Here is a 17,361-nt window from a genome sequence, read left to right as displayed (position 1 = left end):
ATTTATCTATAGGGTAAAGAAACTCTTAACGAATTGCTCTGAAACATCTTCCAGCTTCTTATACTGATATTGAGGATTACGATCCTTATCAATCATTACCGAACGGATTCCTTCATAAAAATCACGATGCTTTAAAAAGTTTAATGCCAGTACATAATCTGTTTCAAAACATTCCCGGACTGTTTTTACTTTGCCATCTCTTAATTGCTTTAAGCTCACCTTTAATGATACAGGTGACTTCGACATTAGTAACTTTAACGTATCTGCCGCAAATTCACTAGAGGCATTTTCTAATGAAGATATGATCTCTTCAACAGTGTCATAGCGGAAATGAGAATTAATCTCTTCTTCCATTTCTTTCAGAAGGCTTCTTTCTGCAGGTGTCTTGCTGTATTTCTTGATCATCTCTCCAACTTGAGATGCTTCCTCCCATTCAAATGCTTCAATTTCCTGTAAAAATAGAGGAATGTCATCACTGGATATATATTCTTCACCTGCATGAATATGTAATACATCAGCGCCATTAATCGTTGAGCCTGTTAAAGCAAGATATGCCCCGATCTGACCTGGCGCTTTATTTAGAAAATAGGCGGCAGCAACGTCAGGGAAAAAGCCAATATTCATCTCAGGCATAGCCCATTTTGTCCGTTCCGTCACAATACGATGTGAAGCCCCACTAGAAAGCCCTACACCGCCGCCCATCACAATGCCGTCTAATATCGCTATAATCGGTTTTTCAAATTCATAGATAAAGAGATCAAGCATATACTCCAATTCAAAAAAGTGGCATGCACGTTCAAAAGCGATTTCACTTGATTGTGCTTCATTTAGAGTCTTAATATCCCCTCCCGCACAAAAACCTTTCGCTCCTTCCCCTTTCATGACAATTACTTTGATTGAGTCATCCGATTGCCACTTTGTTAATTTCTCACTTATGATCGAAATCATTTCACAGGAAAGCGAATTAATGGCTTTAGGACGGTTGAGTGTTAAAGTTGCTACGCCATTTCCCTTCACTTCCGCAATTACAACGTCTGTCATTGGAATCCTCCTCATATAATGCTTTACATGTTTTCATTGTTCTATGGATGTTCAGCCTGGTTTCATCTTAACATGCTTCATAACTGATGACTCTCTTCGAAACCATATGTTCATATTTTATTAACAATAAGTCTTAGCAATAAATTCCCCTGAAAAAGTCCAGGGGAATTTATGATTATTACAGGTTCAATTTGACTGCTATTAAAACCACCGCTCCGTAACCACTTTTTTTCTCGTATAAAACTGTACTCCATCCTTGCCGTTTGTACCTAGATCTCCATAGAAAGATGCCTTGTTGCCTGCAAATGAGAAAAAGGCCATAGGTGCTGGTACATTGACGTTAACACCGATCATGCCGGCATCGATAGAGTTGCGGAAGATTTGTGCACTTTTTCCGCTTGAAGTATAAATAACTGCACCATTTGCAAACTTTGATTGATTTGTCAGTTCTATTCCTTCTTGTAAATCTTTTATTCTGACAATGCTTAACACAGGAGCAAAAATTTCATCCTGCCATATTTTCATATCTTTTGTGACATGATCAAATAGCGTTGCACCAACATAATAGCCTTCTTCTTTTTTGCTGTCTTCCCTGCCATCGACTAGAAGCTTAGCTCCTTCGGATACTCCGCTATAAATATAGCTTAAAACTCGTTCTTTATGCGATTCGCGAATAAGAGGGCCAACAAAATGCTCCTCATTTGTCCCTTCTCCTGCTGTTAATTTCCGTGTTTCTTCTGTTAGTAGAGCAACAAATTCATCCGCAATATCCTCGGTGACCGCGACAACAGAACATGCCATACAGCGTTCACCGCTGCTGCCGAATGCTGCACCAATCACACCTTGAACGGTTTTCTCCAGGTTGCAGTCACCTAAAACCACGCCATGGTTTTTAGCACCTGCCAATGCCTGCACTCTCTTTCCATTCGCTGATCCTTTTTCATACACATATTTTGCAACAGGTTCAGAGCCGACAAATGAAACCGCCGCAATTTGCGGATGGTCCAGTATGCCGTTGACCACGTCTTTACCGCCATGAACTAAATTTAAGACGCCCTTTGGGAAGCCGGATGCATAAAATAAATCTACTAATCTTTCAGCAAGAATCGGTGTACGCTCTGATACTTTTAAGACAAATGTATTTCCGCACGCGATCGCAAGCGGGTACATCCATAATGGCACCATCATCGGGAAATTAAAAGGCGTGATTCCTGCGACAACACCAAGCGGGTAGCGCCAAATCGAGCCATCAATTCCTTCTGCAATGTTCGGAAGTGCATCTCCCATCATCAGATTAGGTGCAGAGACAGCAAGCTCTACCACTTCAATGCCGCGCTGAACTTCTCCTCTTGCATCCTTGAGTGTTTTTCCATTTTCAGCGGTAATAATCTGTGCAAGCTCCTCTTTATGTGTTTGCAGCAGCTCCAAATATTTATATAAATAGCGAGCTCGATTCGGAACGGGCACCTTTGACCAAGAGGTATAAGCAGCTTGAGCTGCTTCCACGGCACGATTTACATCTTCCTCCGTTGAAAGTGGCACATACGCAATAATTTTACCAGTAGCCGGATTGGGCACAGATTCTGTTGCTTCACCTAAAGACTCTACCCATTCTCCATTAATATGATTTTTCATTTTTTTAACATCTGTATGAATCATACGAGCCGTTCCTCCTCTTTGTTTGTATTATTGCGATCCTGAATCATTTTATAAACAATGGACATATCAAGATCTCCATACCCCTCAGCATCTGCTTTTTGATAGTTTGCCAGCAGCGTTTTAGAAATTGGCAGTTCGACTTGCTGCTGCTCAGAAAGCTCCATCGCAAATTGTAAATCCTTAATCAGCAGTTTTAGAGTAAAGCCAGGATTATAATCATCCTTAGCAATAAAAGATTCGTAATTTCGTTCGTATATACGGCTCTGGCCATAACTTACATTTAATACTTCAAAAAGCTGTCCTAAATCTAGTCCGCTTTTCTCAGCAAGCGTTAACGCTTCTGCCACACCCCAAGTGTAATAGCCAATCAGCAAATTGTTCATCAGCTTTGTGATGGTTCCACTATCTACTTTTTCACTAATATGAAAAATATTTTCTCCCATTGCTTCCATGACAGGCAATGCCTGGTCGAACACCGTCTTTGAACCGCCTGCCATAAAAGTTAGTGTCTTATTGACAGCACCGACGACCCCTCCGCTCACTGGTGCAGCTATAAATTGGCCGCCATTCTCTTTTATGGCCTTTTCTATTTTTTGATGAAGCTCCGGTGAAATTGTACTTGTATCAATTAAAATACATTTATTTGAGCTCTGTTCAATAAGTCCATGTTTGCCAAAATACACGGACTCAGCAGCCTTATTTGAAGGAAGACTAGTAAAGATGACTTCACAAATTCCTGTCAATTCTTCAGCTGGTGTACCAATCTTGCCGCCAAGCTTTTGAAAAGCTTCTTCTGCTTTTTCGTTAATATCAGAACCATATACGATATAGCCAGCCTTTAATAAATTGGCACTCATCGGCAGACCCATATTTCCCAATCCAATAAATCCTATTTTTTTCATATAAAAACCTCCATCCTTAAAAAGCTTAGAAGCTATGAATGTTAAGCTGCTAGTTTACTATACGGTAAAATATTGACCCTTTTGCAGGATTGCTTGAGCGATTTTTCTTTTCTTTATTAGCGTTTGGCTTCTGATTGGCACATAAATGGATGAGACTTCATTCAATTTTTCTTCTCTCTCCATCTCATTTTCATATAAACAGGCAATCATCACTGCTGCACCAGAAGCAATTTTATAAAAGCCTTCTTCACAAATCGTTTCTGATAATAGCTGTATAACTTCATGATCTGGATGTTTAAGACTTCTTTTATAGCAAGAATCCATCACATATAGTTCACTTGTCACATCAGCCAGTATTCTCATCAGCTCTTGTTCAATATTTTTAGGCTGACGTTTCTGGGTAAGCGCTTTCAAAATTTTGTCGAATAATTCAGCAGCGCCGACTAAATAACCTTCTTGTCGAGTCAATTGCTCTTTCTTATTTAAATCTTTAATAGAGCTCGGCAAAGAAGTTCTTTTTAATGCATTCTTCGCAATGGTTAGCCTGTTGATTTCATTCGTACCTTCAAAAATGCGGCTAATTCTTGCATCACGATAAAGTGCTTCAACCGTATAGTCTTTCATATAGCCATTGCCGCCATGTATCTGGACAGCTTCATCCACGTTACTAGCCAATGCCTCAGAACCAAACACTTTACAGATCGAAGCCTCTAGTGCAAAAGCAGAAACAAGCGAATTAAAGCCTTCAGTTGAATCTTTGCTATTTAAAACTTCATCAATATAGCCTGCTGTCCGATATGAAATACTTTCTGCACCAAAAATAGCAAGCGCCATATTGGCCAGTTTTTCTTGGATCATATGAAACTCGCTAATGCTCTTCCCAAACTGCTGCCGCTCCTCCGCATAATGAATGGCCAGCTGAAGTGCTTGTTTTGCTGTCCCAATGTTGGCAAAGGACAGTTTTAAGCGTGCTAAATTCAGAATGTTTAATGCTACAAGATGACCTTTACCTATATCGCCGAGTACATTTTCAGAAGGAACAGGACAATCTGCCAAAATCAAGGTAGCTGTAGAAGATCCTTTGATTCCCATCTTTTCTTCTTCAGCACCAATCGAAACGCCTTTAAAATCTCTGTCGACAATAAATGCGGTCATGCCTTGATCGGATTTCGCAAATACGAGAAAAACATCTGCAACATTGGCATTTGTAATCCATTGTTTTTCCCCATTAATAACCCAGCTGCCGTCGTCTAACTGTTTTGCTGTTGTTTTAGCGTTTAAAGCATCAGAGCCTGCATTTGATTCTGTCAGTGCATATGCGCCAATCCATTCACCTGAACCGAGTTTTAGCAAATACTTTTGCTTTTGCTCCTCAGTTCCATAGTATATATAAGGCAGTGTGCCAACACCGGCATGAATGTTAAACGAAACACTGAATGATCCTGCCCATCCCAGCTTTTCAGCGACAACGCCAGAAATACTTTTATCTAATTGAAAGCCGCCATAATCTTCAGGGATTTCAATACTTAATAAACCAAGTTCACCGGCCTTACGGAATAAATTCACTACTTCAGCATGCTGCTGTTTTTCAATATCACCCAATTTAGGCTTCACTTCAGTTTTTACAAAAAGCTCTGCCGTTTTTGCAATTAAAACATCGTCATCTGTAAAGTCTTCTGGGGTGAAAGGAGCAGTAATGCTGTCGTAAAAAAGATAAGGATTTTGTGACATCGTATTTGCTTTCTCCATCCTCATGAACCTCCCATCAGGAAAGAGAGATGAGAAAAACCGCTGAAAAGGTATTCTCATTTCTCCTCTTATTCATTTCAAGACTATGTTACTGTCCTTTATTTAAAACTGTTTTGGCCATTTTATTGTCCATCTCTTCAAATTTATAATAAGAAATCGTCTCATATAATTCGCTTCGAGTCTGCATATTTTCGAGAGCTTCTTTCTGACTTCCGGTATTTTTTATAAGGGAAAAAACACTCTCGTATGCTTTAGCTGCCACCCGTAAAGAGGTAACAGGGTAAATCACCATTTTATAGCCCATCTGTGCAAATTCTTCTGCTGAATAATATGGTGTTTTTCCAAATTCGGTCATATTGGCAAGCAGCGGTACTGACAGCTGTGCCGCAAACTGTCTAAACTCTTCTTCTGATTGCAAGGCTTCTGGAAAAATAGCATCTGCTCCTGCCTCTGCATATGCTTTTGCACGCTCCAATGCGGCAGCCATTCCCTCCACACCGCGTGCATCTGTTCTGGCAACCACATAAAGGGTTGGTGCTGTTTCCTTAATCACTTTGATCTTTTGCACCATTTCCTCTGTTGTTGTCAATTGTTTTCCATTAAGATGTCCGCACTTCTTAGGGAGCTGCTGATCTTCTATTTGCACAGCAGCGACATGGGATTCTGCCATTTCTCTTGCCGTTCTAGCTGTATTTAAAACGCCGCCAAACCCAGTGTCGATATCTACTAGCAACGGCAGATTTGTTGCCCGTATAATATCTCTTGCTCTGTCCGCTACTTCAGTAGAAGTGACAATTCCTAAATCGGGCAGTCCTTTACTCGCGGTATAGGCTGCTCCAGATAAGTAAAGAGCATTAAATCCAGTATTTTTTGCAATTAACGCAGCCATTGCATCATGTGCACCGGGAATTTGCACGATATTTGCGTTGTCAACAAGCTTGCGAAAAGCATCCGCCAGCTCTGCTTGTGTTAAAGGCTGATCTACAATCCACGCCATGTTCTGTCCTCCTTTTACACTATTTTTCTTTCAATCTCTCATCAATTTATTTTATCGGACAAATAGCTCAACAAATTCATTGACGGTCATTTTTGCAAGAGATGACTTGTCAAAACACGCCTTTTCAATCTTTTCCTGCTGCTCTTCACTGTAATAAGACTTTAAATTGTCAGTGAACTTTTGAATGACCTTTGGAAGTGCTTCCTCTCTGCGGAAACGATGTCCTAATGGATATTCACTAGTCAGTTTTTCTGTCGCAGTTCCATCTTTAAAGTGAACCTGCACCGAATTAGCGATTGAGCGCTTGTTCGGATCTAAGTAATCAACACTGAATTGCTTATCCTCTGTGACAACCATTTTGTCTCTAAGCTGATCAACCTCAGGCTCAGCGGCTGTCGCATCTTCGTAATATTCTGCGGTAATATGTCCTTTTAACAAGCCGATTGCCGTAATATATTGCAGACAGTGATCACGGTCAGCAGGATTATAAAGCGGTCCTTTTTTATCAATAATGCGGATTGCTGATTCATGTGTAATAATATCGATCTTATCAATTTCGTCTAAACGATCCTTCACAAGCGGATGCAGCTTCACTGCACATTCTGCAGCTGTTTGCGCATGGAATTCTGCCGGGAATGAAACCTTAAACAATACATGCTCCATTACATAGGACTCCAGCTCACGGGCAAGTGTTAATTCTTTCGTGTTAAAAAGAACATCTTGGAACCCCCAGCCTGGTGCGGATAATGCCGATGGATAGCCCATTTCACCTTTTTTCGCCATAAGAGCAAAATGAACGCCCCGGCTTGTTGCATCTCCTGCAGCCCATGATTTTCTTGATCCCGTATTTGGTGCATGACGATAGGTTCTAAGAGCAGAGTTATCAATCCAGGCATTTGATAGCGCGTTGATAATCTCCTGTCTTGTACAGCCAATCATTTTCGCAGCAACAGCCGTTGTAGCAATTTTCACGAATAGAACATGATCAAGTCCGACGCGATTCAAACTATTTTCCAGAGCAAGAACACCTTGGATTTCATGTGCTTTGATCATCATTTCTAATACATCTTGAACGGTAAATGGCTCTTTTCCTTCTGAGATATTAACTCTGCTCAAATAATCGGCAACAGCAAGTATGCCTCCTAGGTTATCGGATGGATGTCCCCACTCTGCCGCAAGCCATGTATCGTTATAGTCCAGCCATCTGATCATACAGCCAATATTAAACGCACCACTAACGGGATCTAGTACATATGAAGTTCCCGGTACTCTTGTGCCATTCGGAACAACTGTCCCCGGTACGACTGGCCCCAGAAGTTTCGTGCACTCCTGATAATTGAGAGCAAGGATTCCGCAGCCCAATGTATCAAGCAACACATAATGTGCCGTCTGGTAAGCTTCTTCACTCGTAATCTCTTTATCAATCACATAATCAGCAATTTGCTCCAGCAAACGATCGGTTTTCGTTTCATTTGTCACTTTTATCACTAGTCATCTTTCCTTTCATATTCATTTCAGCTATAGTTAAAAGGTGTGTTTGGCAGAACACGCACTTTTTCGGCGGACGGCGTTTAAACAACTCCCCAGTTGTTTTATTGATTTAACAGATGCCGTTCGCCTACATAATGAACTCTTGGTCTGAATAATTTATTGTTTTCATGCTGCTCAATTACATGTGCACATAATCCTACAGTTCTTGAGCTAAAAAAGATCGGTGTATATAGAGGGATTGGAATACCAAGCATCCAATATACCGGTGCCGCATAATAATCAAGATTTGGGAAAATTCCTTTTTCCCGCTCCATTACTTTTTCCCCGGCCTCACACATCTGATATAAAAGGTCATTGCCTTGTTCATCACAAAGCTCTTTTAACGCTTTTTTCATAAGCAATGCCCGCGGATCCATCTTTTTCATATACACTCGATGGCCAAAGCCCATAATTTTCTCTTTCTTTTCCAGTTTTGACTGAAGCAGTGCTTCAAATTCAGCTGGTGTTTTAGCGTCTAGCAGCATATACATAACTGCTTCATTGGCGCCGCCATGCAAGTTTCCTTTCAGTGAGGACACCGCACCAGTCAGGGCACCGTATAAATCTGATTTAGTGGAAGCTATGACTCTGGCAGTAAATGTGGAGTTTGGCATTTCATGCTCACTATAGAGGACAAGTGATTGATCAAAAATGCGTTCTTCAAGTGATGTAGGTACTTTTCCTGTCAGCATATAATAAAAGTTTGCACTATATGACAATTCTTCAAGCGGTGCAATCGGTTCCTTCTTCTGAAGAATGTGATAGCTGTTCGCTACTATGTTTGGCATATGGCCAAGCAATTTATAAGCTTTTCTTTTATTCGCTTCTGCTGAAGAATCGTCTATCTCACGATCAAAGCCGGCTAAAGCTGAGATTCCCGTTCGAAGTCCATCCATCGGGTGCGTTTCATGAGGTAATAGCTTGAAAATACCGTTGATCTCAGAGGGAATTTGATATTCATCCTGCAGCTGTTTGGCTAGCTTTACTTTATCCGCAGGACTAGGCAGTGCATCTTCTAATAATAAATGAACAATATCCAGATATTCTTTTGACTCTGAAAGCTGTATTAAATCATAGCCTTTAATGACAATTTCTCCTAACTTCGTATCAAGTAGAGAAATACGTGTTTCTGCTGCTGCAACACCGTCTAAACCTGGAGAGTAGATAACTTCATTGCTCATATTTCATCCTCCATTCCCTATATCGTTTTAGTGAAAGCCCTTACAAAATTATTTAAAAAAATAGTTTTTTCTACAATATTTTCAGTTTTCACTCTGATGTTTTCACCATTGATTACAGGTTAAAAACATACTTAAACAAGGTAATAAAGTGTTTTAATGACTAATGCACATCCCTCCTAGCTTATGTATGGACAGATCATAAAGCTTGAGTATGCAGAATAATAAGGATTATCTTACCTATTATTCAATTTTCCATTTTAAAGATACCAAATAATTTAAAAATTTACAATTGTTTTTGTTGGGTAAAAATTCTATTTACTTTTTCGATTGATATGGAGCTGCTGCTATAGAAGTTAAACTCTAGACGCTTTTTAAATCCTTTCCAGCCGAGATTACTGCTATTCAATACAAGTTTTTTTATGGCTATAACATTCTTATCATAAAATTTATTTGAACTTTGAATCTGAAACATTTCCAGTACCCTTACCGTCTAATGATATAAATAGTGTCAAGGAGCAGATTTAATGAAGAAACCCATTATCTCTTTATTAATTATAGTTACAGCTTTATTCTTAATCTGGTTCTTTAATTTAAGGACTACAGAAGGCTATGTCATAAGCCCTGCAGATTCAAGCATTTTGGTCGCCGAATCTGCTTCAGCACCTGAAATCAAAGCGAAAACTCAATCTGAACTAGATGAATTTTATCTATTCGAAGGTTCTTCTTATGATATACCGGCATTAAATAAATTTATCAAATCAGAATATAAAACCGGACAAAAAGTTAAAATTTATTGGCATGGAAGTGTGATGGAATCTGCTCCTAGTCAAATTAAAGGCACCTTCCTCATTATTAAAAAATAGTCATTTGCAGTCTTTAATGTGTCACCATATGATTCAGAGAAAATAAGTATTAAAATTCTTTCCGCTAACAAAATCACTAGCTTGAGACAACAAAAAACTCAGTTCCCAAATTGAGAACTGAGTTCCATTTACAATTAGAAAGCCGCCTTTGCCGTAATAAAGTATAAGAAAGTTTTAAACCACCACTTCTCAAAGTGGGTGTTCGCAAAAACGATCCTGCATGTCCTCCTTGTCTTATAGACAGAGGCTTGTCATTCCTGTTTTGATTTTAAACTCCCTATTACAGCTTAAAGGTTAAAACTTAATTATGATTACGTACAATGCAGCTTAGTTCTTATCATATAGCATGCAGAGAGAAATATCAATGGAAAAATAAGTATTTAGGCGGTTTTTGTTATTTAGATATAACGATTTCTTGTAAGGCTCTTATTATCTTACCTCTGTGTTCTGATTCCCCCAAATCCTGCGGTCGACTGGTTTCGGGAATTACAATGTTATTCTGATTCCTGAAATCCTAGCGGGGAACTGGTTTCGAGATTTACATTGATGTTCTGATTCCTGAAATCCTTGCATGGAACTGGTTTCGAGATTTACATTGATGTTCTGATTCCTGAAATCCTTGCATGGAACTGGTTTCGGGAATTACATTGACGTTCTGATTCCTGAAATCCTTGCATGGAACTGGTTTCGGGAATTACATTGACGTTTTGATTCCTGAAATCCTTGCATGGAACTGGTTTCGGGAATTACATTGATGTGCTGATTCCTGAAATCCTTGCATGGAATTGGTTTCGGGATTTACAATGTTATTCTAATTCCTGAAATCCTAGCGGGGAACTGGTTTCGGGAATACCAGAGTTCCAACAAAAATCCTCCGATCTCCTACCTTAAAACTTTCTTTTTTTCGCCAGTGGTTCCACAAATCGGTCCATCACCCATTTTACAAGCATCCACGACCATTTTCGGCTAAAGGACAAATGTTTCTGATAAATGACATTGTATTCGATATACTGTTTTGCTCCGCGTTTCCTTTTAAATTCACTTGCACCAGCACTTCTGTGTCCGATATATCCGTGATCGAGGATCTCTTTTGTGATCAAATATGAAAGTATTCGATATAAGCCTAGTTGTTTACCTATTTTTGTGTTGTATCCCAAAATAGGTGTTGTCAATACAGAATGAACCGTAAAATAGCCTATGACCCCTACGACATCCTCATTTTTAATCCATTTAAAATGCATCAAGTTTTTCTTCATAATTTCGTTAAAATATCTCATATTAAATTGCGGATTATGCTGGGAGTATTTCTGAATATACAGCTGACGATAAAGTTCATAAGCGCAAGATGCATACCTTTCTATATTCCTAGGCGTCTCTTCCACCAGCAGCATATGCTTGGCAAACAATGAGGCATCTTGCCGCAGCAACTTTTTCTCTTTTCCTGTTAAGTTGCTTCCAGCGTCTTCATTCAGCAAATAAATCGAACGAGACATGATTTTTCTATAACCCGCTTCACGAAAATCTCTCATCATAGAAAGATGCAGCTTATTATTAAGAGAGCGGAACATGATGGTATGCTCTGGAAAAGCTTCTGTTAAACACGCCGTTAGATCTTTCATTTGCTGTGATGTAAGCTGGGCAGAATATAAGTTAGTCGATAACAGCCAATTGTTCACAATCACCACTTTATTAAACGAGCTTTTTCGAAGACAAAATCCTAATAGGCTGATGATTTTTTCAAAAATATATTCTAATGGCTTATTGCCTAGCTCCCAAAGCTCTTCCTTGGCATAAGAAATATAATGTGTATAAGGAGAACATACATACGAATTTTCATATTGGCTATCATTTTTGGTGATCGGTAAAAGCAGGTGATCTATTCTAATAAAATATAAATCTGTTTTCACATTTTCAATATATTGTTGAACCCCATCTCTTACAAGATGTTCAAAATATGCCTGTATGTAAGCGCCATTGTCGATTTCACTCCAAGGGATCTGGTCAAATGAATGTTGATCATAAAGGTATACGATCATGGTTTTTCTTGCAGTCTGCTTTCAATTCGTTTGCGCTTAATATGAGAAGGGGTTTCATCATACATTTGGAAAATTAGCTGTGGACGATGAAGGTGCAATGTATCATATAACCTCCATATATGTTTCTTTACTTCTTGCTCCATTTCCGTTTGATCATCTTTACCCTTAATCAAGATGATGATTTTATCCAAGTGCGACTGCACCATTTTATATTCAGTGATCTGCTCGTGTGCTGTCATAACGGCTCTTCTTAAAAAGTCTGGAAAGATCGGCAGCTTCTCTCCGCTCTCTGTGTGAATTCCGTAAAAAAGATCATCACTGCGACCATCTATTCGCTCAACGGCCATAAATGGAGATCCGCACGAACAGGCTGTTTTCTTTTCAACTAATAAATCATTAAGCTGATAGCGAATAATCGGCTGAGATGTTCTTGTGAAATCGGTAATGACTGGCATGAACATGCCTTTTTCTTTATCTACATACTGTTTATGTATACAAACAAGATCTTCATTGAAATGAATGGTTCCATGACTGCATGTGGCTGCCAAAAAGCCTTCTGTACATTGATAAACATTATGAAGCTTTTGCTGAAATACTTTTTCAATATAACGCTGATCAATCTCTTCAAGTACTTCTGCAACAGATATGATTTTCTGAGGAGTTATTTCCACTTCATTTTGCTTCTGCCAGTCAGCTATCATTCTTAACATCGATGGTGGTCCAACAACAATGGAAGGTTTTAAATCATTTAATCTCTTTTGATGTGATTCTAAGGAATCCAAAAGGTCAAAAAAATGAAAAGAGATTCGTCCTTCTCCTGCTGCCTCATATAAATTGTTGTTTGCTCTTAGGAAAAAAGCGATTGTATGCTTTCTAAAAATGGAGGAAGGCAGCAATTTTGCGAGAATCGTCCCACTCCAAATCGCTCTTTCCTGATCAGAAATTAAAAATATTCCCCTGTTTCCGCTAGTACCAGAGGATAACCCGATGGAAACATCGCGAATTTTCGGTGAGAAGTTTCTCGTCTCTTCTGCCTCCATTGCAACTTTAAACGCTTCGTTCGCACGAATATTGACCGTATTAAATGTATCAAAATGTTCCATCATGATCGTTTTATCTATAATCGGCAGTTCATCCCACCGATGTTCATTTATTTCTTTTTGGTACGGCTTCAGTAAATCAGCATAAAACGGTGAATTTTGCTGGACGTATTCCAGGTGAGATTTGATCTTGCTATGTTGGTATGCCAATAAATCGGTTCTAGAACGAAAGGTTCTTCTTTTTGTTTTTATGTACTGCATTAGAATTTTCCATTTACTCATAGATTTCACCTTTTTGTACTTTGTTCCATGTCACCTGACAATGTGTTGGCAGTATTTCAATCCCAGGATGAGTATGCATTAAGGAATGCAGCCGCTGGATATGATGAACATACGCTCGTTTATCCGCAATCAATAGATTAGCAATCACATGCGGGTAAACTAGTTTTTCATACGCAATGCTGCTCCATACTGCATCAGCGCATAGAAATAAAACTTTACCGCTTTTTAAGGTTATAAATACGCCAAACTGACCGATGGCATGTCCAGTTAAGTCAACTGCAACGATCGTGTCGTCATCTGTGAAAACAGTATATCCTTCATGAAAATCTCCTCTGTTCGATAACTCCACTTGGCGTTCATCATCAATAAATCGGGATCTGCTATTAAAATCTGCAGGAAGTAAATCAAGCAGGCAGCCTTTCGTTAAAGCTCGAAGCTTACTGTTATACTCAACATCTTCATATCCTTTTCGAAAGGTGACAATCTCAGCATGAGGAAAATCCTTTAATCCGGCTGTATGATCTCCATGAAAATGCGAAAGGATGATCGTTGTTATCTCTTCTGCTTTTATTCCATCCTTGGCAAGCTGATGGACAATCGCCTGTTCTTCAGTAAAAAAAACAGGCGTCAGCTTTCTGTAGATCGAATAAGGAAATTTTTCAGTTTCGGTCAAAAATCGTTGTGCATAGCCTGTATCAAATAAAATATATCCTTTTGTTTGATGTTTAATAAGCGCTACGGTTGCGGGAAATTTGACAGGTTTGAGACTACCCTTTGGATTGACGATTTTTTCAGGATGTGTGCAATAACCGCATTCGTATAATTTAACCCATTCAATTGCCATTGTTTTCTTTCCACCATTCTGTAAAATGAAGCATGCCTTCTTCAACGCTGACCCGAGGCTGATACCCTAATTCTGCTTTTGCTTTCTCAATATTCAGTGTCTGGCTTTTTGAAAGCACGCTTACCGTATATCTTGTTAAAACAGGTTCACGTCCGCGCAGGAAATGTTTGAAAACGAACTCGAGCCCTTTCGCTATCGTAAATGCTGTTTTTTCGGATATTTTTTTATAACGGACTGGCTTTCCAAGCTGGTCCATTACTTTCTCAACTATTCCATATAAATCAACATTAACACCATTTGTAATATTGTACTTTTGGCCAAGCGTATGATTGCCTGAACTCATGCACAAAAGCAGAGCATCGACGACATTTTCAACATAAGTGACGTCCACCTCTACCTTTTCATTCCCGATTTTCGGAAGTGCACCCTTTTCGCAAACCCTTATAAGCCGTGGCAGGATCGCTTGATCTCCAGGTCCAAAGATCGCTCTTGGTCTGATGGTAATGACAGGTAAGCCATTCCGAAAGGCCTCATCAACCTCTTTTTCTGCTAAAAATTTGGTTTGTGCATATTCATTCACAAATGTAGGCGGGAGAACATCGTCTTCTTTTACATTCTTTCTTTCATCATAATAAAAATAGATACTAGGTGTGGAGACATGAATCAGGCGTTTAATTCCATGCATTTGACAAGCTTCAATGATATGCTTTGTTCCCATGACATTTGCTTGATAAAAGTCTTCATATTTTCCCCATGGTGACGATAGCGCACCACAATGGAATACATAATCTGCGTTTTGACAAGCATCAAGCACATCCTGGCGATTCGAAAGTTCTACCTGCTTAAACAATATGCCGCTTCTTTGTAAATTTCTTCCCGCTTGTTCATTTCGGCCAAGCCCGATTACATCATGTCCCATTTGTGCTAATCTCACTGCAAGCTTTTGACCAAGAAATCCTGTCGCACCTGTTACGACCATCTTCAAAACTCTTCACCATCCCAGCAAATATCGAGAGTTGATTGTGTAAGTATACTTACTGAATTCTTTCTGCTTTGTCTCCATATATTGATTAAACTAATAGATTGATAGAATAAAGGCTTTATATCCTTCATGTTAAAAATAATATCACGAGAGGTAAACATAATTTTAAGCCATTCTTTCGTTTTTTTGGTTTTTCTGATATTTGAATAACCATATAAGAGCATGGCAGCACTGATCATATAATGTATTTCTTTCCTTGGATAAAGCATTTCACTATGTTTGGATTGCAAGTGCTCAATGAGCTCTGTCCCAAATAAATGAATACCGCTTGTAGTGCGGGGATTGCATTCAATAGGGATGGCTTGATCGCTTTCATTTACGATAAAATCAAAAGAGATTTGCCCTGAATATTGCAATGTTTTGACTATTTTCAGTACAAAATCCTCGATGTCAGGCCTAGGCACATGCTGAAAATGGAGAGATGCCCCTTCGCCTGCTGTGTATTCTGCTTTATAAACAGAATGTGCGAGAACTTCTCCCTTTAAAGCAATTGAGTATGAACAATACTGAACCCCTGTCAGTCTTTCCTGTATAATCCATTCAGAAGTATCCTCAAACAACTCTGACGGAATGCTTTCCATTCGATCTCCATACATTATATGATCTGAAAAACGGGTGAATTTGCGCTTTAAAATAAAACCATTCGGCATTTTGCTATAATCTTCAACTGCATCTTTAGATAACTCATTAGTTTTTGGAACTGGCATGATACAGCTTTCTGCAAGTTGGATAAATGTATATTTATTATGCAGAAGTTCTAACTGCTTAAAATCCCCTGCAAAAACAGGACAGGTAAGATGTTCTGCTTTTTTAGATAAATAAAATGTTTCCTCGCAGGTTGGAATAATAAGGTCAATGTTATAGGTACAGATCATTTCATTGAGTTTATCAATATAAGAATCCGTTGCAAATTTAGCTGAAGGCAGAAGGATAAATTTCTCGATCGAATTTGAAGCTTTTGTAAGTGAGAAAGGATCACTATCAGCTCCAAACACCTTCACACCAGCATTATATAATAATCTGCATATATGAAGAGCACCCGGTGACCTTGCTCCAGTAACAAGCACAGACTTAAAATTCAAGAACCATTCCTCCAATGCTCAGACCAGCAGAAGTTCCCAGCAGCAAAATTCGATCACCTCTTTGAATTCGTTTTTCTTTTATTGCTTCATATAAGGCAAGAGGGATAGAAGCAGAAATCATATTTCCATAGTTTTCAATAATACTCATAAAACGAGGTTCTTCGACATTCAGCTTTTTGCGGATAATCTTCATCGCTGCCCAGCTTGCCTGATGAGGGATGACCATATTGATATCCTTCATCCCCAGCCCGGTTCCGCTAAATAACTTTTCTATAAAGGGATTCATCAATTTTGACGACATTCTAAAAATAGCTTTGCCGTCCATATCAAATAAATAATCTGCCTTTGTCTCTTCACTATAATGGCGTGGATGTACCTTGGTTCCGCCTCCGCGAATCTCAGAAAAAGCAGCACCCGCACTATATGTTTCCATTCTTGATGTCAATATACATGAAGAACCCTCACTTTTCGTGATGATGGCTGCGGTTGCTCCATCACCGAAAAGCACACTGCTTTCATCCTGGCGCCAGTTTAAGCCAACTGAGGAAATTTCAGAATTTATGATTAGAACATTTTTATATTTTCCTGCATCAATCATATAGCTGATCACATCAAGAGCAGCTACAAATCCTAAACAAGTAGAATTTATATCAAAAGCCGGTACACCCGAATGTTCTAATCCCAGCTCCTTTTGAATAAGAGCGGCATTACATGGAATTGCTTGTTCCATCGTGCCGCTCCCGCTTACAATACAATCTATATCATCCAAGCTCATGCCTGCATGTTTAAGTGCCATTTTCGCCGCCTCTGCTCCCATAAATGAAGCAGTTTCATCTATAATAAAATGTCGCTGTTTGACACCAGATTTCGCTTCACTCCAGCCAGGGGCTGCACCAATCAGCATATCAATTTCAGAAGCTGTTACAATTCTTTTAGGCAAATAGATGCCTATTCCTGTTATTTTCACTTTTCTTGCCATTTTCTTTTACACCTCAAACATATAATTACTTAAAAAGTAACATATTACATTCTAATATTCTATCAAATTTTTTATTATTGACTAGCTTAATAAAAATAAAAAATGCTTTTATGGCATAAAAAAACTGCAGCGTA

At 39.0% G+C, this 17,361-nt stretch carries 14 protein-coding genes and 1 other RNA gene; 1 reads left to right on the top strand and 14 read right to left on the bottom strand.

Annotation, left to right across the window (positions count from 1 at the left end; translation table 11 throughout):
* Window positions 1-6: 6 nt before the first annotated feature.
* The 7 genes from A6754_RS11540 to mmgD all read right to left on the bottom strand — a co-directional run bounded on the left by A6754_RS11540 (window position 7) and on the right by mmgD (window position 9,059).
* Complete coding sequence (locus tag A6754_RS11540; RefSeq protein ID WP_066445420.1) at window positions 7-1,041, bottom strand: enoyl-CoA hydratase/isomerase family protein; 1,035 nt, start codon at window positions 1,039-1,041, stop codon at window positions 7-9.
* Window positions 1,042-1,242: 201 nt separating this feature from the next.
* The gene (locus A6754_RS11535) at window positions 1,243-2,700 is read right to left on the bottom strand and encodes a CoA-acylating methylmalonate-semialdehyde dehydrogenase (RefSeq protein WP_066445418.1); all 1,458 of its coding nucleotides are present in this window, start codon (window positions 2,698-2,700) and stop codon (window positions 1,243-1,245) included.
* Window positions 2,697-3,602 carry an NAD(P)-dependent oxidoreductase gene (locus A6754_RS11530; RefSeq protein WP_066445416.1) on the bottom strand — a complete coding sequence of 302 codons (906 nt, stop codon included), beginning with the start codon at window positions 3,600-3,602 and terminating at the stop codon, window positions 2,697-2,699. Before A6754_RS11530 ends, A6754_RS11535 begins: the two co-directional genes overlap by 4 nt.
* Before the next feature lie 57 nt (window positions 3,603-3,659).
* Entirely contained in the window at window positions 3,660-5,333 is a 1,674-nt protein-coding gene (locus tag A6754_RS11525; RefSeq protein WP_417323559.1) for an acyl-CoA dehydrogenase family protein, read from the bottom strand.
* A 106-nt stretch (window positions 5,334-5,439) separates the two neighbouring features.
* Window positions 5,440-6,348, bottom strand: coding sequence for a methylisocitrate lyase (gene prpB, locus A6754_RS11520; protein WP_066445411.1), 909 nt, complete (start codon window positions 6,346-6,348; stop codon window positions 5,440-5,442).
* A 51-nt stretch (window positions 6,349-6,399) separates the two neighbouring features.
* Window positions 6,400-7,833, bottom strand: coding sequence for a bifunctional 2-methylcitrate dehydratase/aconitate hydratase (locus A6754_RS11515; protein ID WP_371806976.1), 1,434 nt, complete (start codon window positions 7,831-7,833; stop codon window positions 6,400-6,402).
* Window positions 7,834-7,940: 107 nt separating this feature from the next.
* A complete protein-coding gene (mmgD, locus tag A6754_RS11510) occupies window positions 7,941-9,059 on the bottom strand; it encodes a citrate synthase (protein WP_066445406.1) in 1,119 nt (372 codons plus the stop codon).
* Window positions 9,060-9,583: 524 nt separating this feature from the next.
* Here mmgD and A6754_RS11500 point away from each other — a divergent pair.
* A complete protein-coding gene (locus A6754_RS11500) occupies window positions 9,584-9,922 on the top strand; it encodes a DUF3221 domain-containing protein (protein WP_066445394.1) in 339 nt (112 codons plus the stop codon).
* A 135-nt stretch (window positions 9,923-10,057) separates the two neighbouring features.
* On the opposite strand, the gene ssrS is transcribed toward A6754_RS11500, so the two are convergent.
* The 7 genes from ssrS to A6754_RS11465 form a co-directional block, all read right to left on the bottom strand.
* Window positions 10,058-10,254: non-coding RNA, 6S RNA (gene ssrS / locus A6754_RS11495), on the bottom strand.
* 555 nt (window positions 10,255-10,809) lie between these two features.
* Window positions 10,810-11,958, bottom strand: coding sequence for a hypothetical protein (locus A6754_RS11490; RefSeq protein WP_082851670.1), 1,149 nt, complete (start codon window positions 11,956-11,958; stop codon window positions 10,810-10,812).
* Complete coding sequence (locus tag A6754_RS11485; protein ID WP_066445392.1) at window positions 11,955-13,280, bottom strand: F390 synthetase-related protein; 1,326 nt, start codon at window positions 13,278-13,280, stop codon at window positions 11,955-11,957. The genes A6754_RS11490 and A6754_RS11485 overlap by 4 nt, the downstream gene beginning before the upstream one ends.
* The gene (locus A6754_RS11480) at window positions 13,273-14,124 is read right to left on the bottom strand and encodes an MBL fold metallo-hydrolase (protein WP_066445390.1); all 852 of its coding nucleotides are present in this window, start codon (window positions 14,122-14,124) and stop codon (window positions 13,273-13,275) included. The genes A6754_RS11485 and A6754_RS11480 overlap by 8 nt, the downstream gene beginning before the upstream one ends.
* Window positions 14,114-15,109: an NAD-dependent epimerase/dehydratase family protein gene (locus tag A6754_RS11475; RefSeq protein ID WP_066445388.1), complete on the bottom strand. Its 996-nt coding sequence runs from the start codon at window positions 15,107-15,109 to the stop codon at window positions 14,114-14,116. Before A6754_RS11475 ends, A6754_RS11480 begins: the two co-directional genes overlap by 11 nt.
* A complete protein-coding gene (locus A6754_RS11470; RefSeq protein ID WP_066445386.1) occupies window positions 15,106-16,248 on the bottom strand; it encodes an ATP-grasp domain-containing protein in 1,143 nt (380 codons plus the stop codon). Before A6754_RS11470 ends, A6754_RS11475 begins: the two co-directional genes overlap by 4 nt.
* Window positions 16,238-17,227 (bottom strand): beta-ketoacyl-ACP synthase III, encoded by a 990-nt coding sequence (locus A6754_RS11465; RefSeq protein WP_066445384.1) that lies wholly within the window; start codon window positions 17,225-17,227, stop codon window positions 16,238-16,240. The genes A6754_RS11470 and A6754_RS11465 overlap by 11 nt, the downstream gene beginning before the upstream one ends.
* Window positions 17,228-17,361: the final 134 nt, after the last annotated feature.

The sequence above is a fragment of the Cytobacillus gottheilii genome (assembly GCF_001636345.1).
Taxonomy (GTDB): Bacteria; Bacillota; Bacilli; order Bacillales; family Cytobacillaceae; genus Cytobacillus; species Cytobacillus gottheilii.
The sequence above is the reverse complement of the archived record's forward strand: the minus strand, read 5'-3'. Positions and strand labels throughout refer to the sequence as shown.

What these genes read in the sequence shown, in the direction of transcription:
- mmgD (WP_066445406.1), bottom strand. Translation starts at nt 9,059, where the DNA reads ATGAGCAATGAAGTTATCTACTCTCCAGGTTTAGACGGTGTTGCAGCA.
- prpB (WP_066445411.1), bottom strand. Translation starts at nt 6,348, where the DNA reads ATGGCGTGGATTGTAGATCAGCCTTTAACACAAGCAGAGCTGGCGGAT.
- A6754_RS11535 (WP_066445418.1), bottom strand. Translation starts at nt 2,700, where the DNA reads ATGATTCATACAGATGTTAAAAAAATGAAAAATCATATTAATGGAGAA.
- A6754_RS11500 (WP_066445394.1), top strand. Translation starts at nt 9,584, where the DNA reads ATGAAGAAACCCATTATCTCTTTATTAATTATAGTTACAGCTTTATTC.
- A6754_RS11530 (WP_066445416.1), bottom strand. Translation starts at nt 3,602, where the DNA reads ATGAAAAAAATAGGATTTATTGGATTGGGAAATATGGGTCTGCCGATG.
- A6754_RS11540 (WP_066445420.1), bottom strand. Translation starts at nt 1,041, where the DNA reads ATGACAGACGTTGTAATTGCGGAAGTGAAGGGAAATGGCGTAGCAACT.
- A6754_RS11525 (WP_417323559.1), bottom strand. Translation starts at nt 5,333, where the DNA reads ATGTCACAAAATCCTTATCTTTTTTACGACAGCATTACTGCTCCTTTC.
- A6754_RS11465 (WP_066445384.1), bottom strand. Translation starts at nt 17,227, where the DNA reads ATGGCAAGAAAAGTGAAAATAACAGGAATAGGCATCTATTTGCCTAAA.
- A6754_RS11485 (WP_066445392.1), bottom strand. Translation starts at nt 13,280, where the DNA reads ATGAGTAAATGGAAAATTCTAATGCAGTACATAAAAACAAAAAGAAGA.
- A6754_RS11490 (WP_082851670.1), bottom strand. Translation starts at nt 11,958, where the DNA reads ATGATCGTATACCTTTATGATCAACATTCATTTGACCAGATCCCTTGG.
- A6754_RS11480 (WP_066445390.1), bottom strand. Translation starts at nt 14,124, where the DNA reads ATGGCAATTGAATGGGTTAAATTATACGAATGCGGTTATTGCACACAT.